General features: G+C 54.3%; 1 rRNA gene. It reads left to right on the top strand.

From position 1 onward, the window contains the following. The first annotated feature begins 81 nt into the window (after window positions 1–81). Window positions 82–2995 (top strand): 23S ribosomal RNA (locus EVJ24_RS15035). Window positions 2996–2999: the final 4 nt, after the last annotated feature.

Below are 2999 nucleotides of genomic sequence, written 5' to 3'. Positions count from 1 at the left end.
TTGAAAACTGAAGATTCATCAAGACATCAAACCAAGAAAAATATGCATGGTCCGTTCGGACCGTGTGTCTTAGAAACGCTAGATCAAGGTAGAAAGGGCGTACGGTGGATGCCTTGGCACTAGGAGCCGATGAAGGACGCGACGAACAGCGAAATGCTCTGGGGAGTGGTAAGTGCACTTTGATCCAGAGGTATCCGAATGGGGGAACCCACCGCCGGGAGACTGGCGGGACACCCGTGTGAATACATAGCACGGTGTGAGGCAAACCCGGGGAACTGAAACATCTAAGTACCCGGAGGAAGAGAAAGAAAATTCGATTCCCTGAGTAGCGGCGAGCGAAACGGGAACAGCCCAAACCAGGAAGCATGCTTCCTGGGGTTGTAGGACACTCTATACGGAGTTACAAAGGGATAGGATAGGTGAACGACCTGGAAAGGTCGGCCAGAGAAGGTGACGGCCCTGTAGCCGAAATCTTATCCCCTCCAGAGTGGATCCTGAGTACGGCGGGACACGTGAAACCCCGTCGGAATCCGGGAGGACCATCTCCCAAGGCTAAATACTTCCTAGTGACCGATAGTGAACCAGTACCGTGAGGGAAAGGTGAAAAGCACCCCGGAAGGGGAGTGAAATAGATCCTGAAACCGTATGCCTACAAGTAGTCAGAGCCCGTTAACGGGTGATGGCGTGCCTTTTGTAGAATGAACCGGCGAGTTACGATGGCGGGCAAGGTTAAGCTGATGAGGCGGAGCCGCAGCGAAAGCGAGTCTGAATAGGGCGCATCAGTCCGTCGTCGTAGACCCGAAACCAGGTGATCTACCCATGTCCAGGATGAAGGTCAGGTAACACTGACTGGAGGTCCGAACCCACGCACGTTGAAAAGTGCGGGGATGAGGTGTGGGTAGCGGTGAAATGCCAATCGAACCTGGAGATAGCTGGTTCTCCCCGAAATAGCTTTAGGGCTAGCCTCGAGGTGAAGAGTTCCGGAGGTAGAGCACTGATTGGACTAGGGGCCCCCACAGGGTTACCGAATTCAGTCAAACTCCGAATGCCGGCAACTTGTACTCGGGAGTCAGACTGCGAGTGATAAGATCCGTAGTCGAAAGGGAAACAGCCCAGACCATCAGCTAAGGTCCCAAAGTGTATGTTAAGTGGAAAAGGATGTGGCGTTGCACAGACAACTAGGATGTTGGCTTAGAAGCAGCCACCATTCAAAGAGTGCGTAATAGCTCACTAGTCGAGTGACGCCGCGCCGAAAATTTAACGGGGCTAAACATACCACCGAAGCTATGGATTCCGTAAGGAATGGTAGGGGAGCGTTCCAAGCAGCAGTGAAGCGGTATCGTGAGGAGCCGTGGAGCGCTTGGAAGTGAGAATGCCGGTGTGAGTAGCGAAAAGAGGGGTGAGAATCCCCTCCGTCGAAAGCCCAAGGTTTCCTGAGGAAGGCTCGTCCGCTCAGGGTTAGTCTGGACCTAAGCCGAGGCCGAAAGGCGTAGGCGATGGACAACAGGTTGATATTCCTGTACCGCCGTACCACCGTTTGAACGATGGGGGGACGCAGAAGGATAAGGTAACCGTGCGACTGGAAGTGCACGGACAAGCAGCGAGGCCGTCGGGTTGGCAAATCCGCCCGGCATACAAGGTTGAGCTGTGATGTGGAGCCCGTAGGGCGAAGTACCGGATTTCACGCTGCCAAGAAAAGCCTCTAGTAAGGAGGTCGGCGCCAGTACCGTAAACCGACACAGGTAGGCGAGATGAGAATTCTAAGACGCGCGGGATAACTCTCGTTAAGGAACTCGGCAAAATGGTCCCGTAACTTCGGGAGAAGGGACGCTTATGGCAACATAAGCCGCAGTGAATAGGCCCAAACGACTGTTTAGCAAAAACACAGGTCTCTGCTAAATCGCAAGATGAAGTATAGGGGCTGACGCCTGCCCGGTGCTGGAAGGTTAAGGGGATGTGTCATCGCAAGAGAAGCACTGAACCGAAGCCCCAGTAAACGGCGGCCGTAACTATAACGGTCCTAAGGTAGCGAAATTCCTTGTCGGGTAAGTTCCGACCCGCACGAAAGGCGTAACGATTTGGGCACTGTCTCAACGAGAGACCCGGTGAAATCATAGTACCTGTGAAGATGCAGGTTACCCGCGACAGGACGGAAAGACCCCATGGAGCTTTACTACAGCCTGATATTGAGGCTTTGTACGCGATGTACAGGATAGGTGGGAGTTTGTGAAGCCGGAGCGCCAGCTTCGGTGGAGACATCCTTGGGATACCACCCTTTGCGTATAGAGTCTCTAACTCGCAGCCGTGATCCGGCTGGAGGACCGTGTCAGGCGGGTAGTTTGACTGGGGCGGTCGCCTCCTAAACAGTAACGGAGGCGCCCAAAGGTTCCCTCAGAATGGTTGGAAATCATTCGTAGAGTGCAAAGGCAGAAGGGAGCTTGACTGCGAGACCTACAAGTCGAGCAGGGACGAAAGTCGGGCTTAGTGATCCGGTGGTTCCGCATGGAAGGGCCATCGCTCAACGGATAAAAGCTACCCTGGGGATAACAGGCTGATCTCCCCCAAGAGTCCACATCGACGGGGAGGTTTGGCACCTCGATGTCGGCTCATCGCATCCTGGGGCTGGAGTAGGTCCCAAGGGTTGGGCTGTTCGCCCATTAAAGCGGTACGCGAGCTGGGTTCAGAACGTCGTGAGACAGTTCGGTCCCTATCCGTCGTGGGCGCAGGAAATTTGAGGAGAGCTGTCCTTAGTACGAGAGGACCGGGATGGACGCACCGCTGGTGTACCAGTTGTTCCGCCAGGAGCATCGCTGGGTAGCTACGTGCGGACGGGATAAGTGCTGAAAGCATCTAAGCATGAAGCCCCCTCCGAGATGAGATTTCCCTTTGAGCAATCAAGAAAGACCCCTCAGAGACGATGAGGTAGATAGGTCATGGGTGGAAGCACGGCGACGTGTGGAGCTGAATGATACTAATCGGTCGAGGCTTTGATCTAGAAA

It is taken from the genome of Exiguobacterium sp. SH1S21, assembly GCF_004337175.1.
In the GTDB taxonomy this organism is placed as follows: Bacteria; Bacillota; Bacilli; order Exiguobacteriales; family Exiguobacteriaceae; genus Exiguobacterium; species Exiguobacterium aurantiacum_A.
Note: the sequence above shows the minus strand (reverse complement) of the source record. Positions and strands in the feature narration are given on the sequence as shown.